Origin of the sequence: Hymenobacter amundsenii (genome assembly GCF_002204745.1) — a bacterium.
GTDB classification, from domain to species: domain Bacteria; phylum Bacteroidota; class Bacteroidia; order Cytophagales; family Hymenobacteraceae; genus Hymenobacter; species Hymenobacter amundsenii.
In genome coordinates this window covers 1-748 of sequence record NZ_NIRR01000102.1, presented here as the reverse complement: position 1 = coordinate 748, position 748 = coordinate 1, and the positions used below count along the sequence as shown (strand labels likewise).

2 protein-coding genes are annotated in these 748 nt (G+C 50.4%); one reads left to right on the top strand and one right to left on the bottom strand.

Going from position 1 to position 748, the window contains the following annotated elements:
* Window positions 1-261: hypothetical protein (locus CDA63_RS20695; protein WP_133074298.1), on the bottom strand; the 261-nt coding region annotated here is incomplete at its 3' end.
* Between the two features lie 259 nt (window positions 262-520).
* Here CDA63_RS20695 and CDA63_RS20095 point away from each other — a divergent pair.
* Window positions 521-748, top strand: a 228-nt coding sequence (locus CDA63_RS20095; protein WP_199797571.1) for a hypothetical protein, incomplete at its 3' end; no start/stop codon positions are given.

Sequence of the window (748 nt, the reverse complement as noted above, 5' to 3'; positions counted from 1 at the left end):
ACCTTGCGTCGCTGCCAGGTAAATTTCCAGCACATTCAGCGCATCTTGTGCTTGTAACACAAACCCGCCTTGCGTACCGGTGCGATACGCCCGCAGCGGCTGCCGGCTCGTCAGTAGAATAGGGTCCAGATGAGGCGTAAATGCCTTGCCAGCAATCTGACAGGAGAAGGTGTTCTTTCCGGAAGGTAGTGGGACCGTTTCCTTTTTCTTACAGGAAGCGGTTGCGAGCACCACCGTAACAATGACAATAAGCGGTTTCATAGCGGAAAGTTGATAAAATGCCGTGATAATAGGTAGGAAAGAGTTCGCGAACATAGTGGCGGCAAAATACCATTTTAGCTATTATCACGCTTTTAACTAAGCCTACTTCTGCACGACCAGAGCGATGCTTCAACTGAATTGCTGCATTTTGCTTCCGACCGTTTCGCTGAACGTCAAATTACAATTAAGAGTAACGTGTATTTTCCTCCATTAAATGTAAGATTCGTTGCACCGCATATCTCTCCAAGGCGTTAGTAAGATGGAATGGGAACAACTAAAACAAACCGTATATCGCCGCGACGGGGGATTGCGCGACATCTATGTCCGCGATGCAAGCCGGGCCGACTGGGCCGCGTGGATTGCCTTGGTTAACCGGGACTACCCGGTGCAGTGGACGGTGGAAGAGTACAACGATCAGGCGCCCGCTTGCGCAATTGACGCGAACTTTATCGCCCATTGGTGGGATGATGAAGAGCGTACATCCACG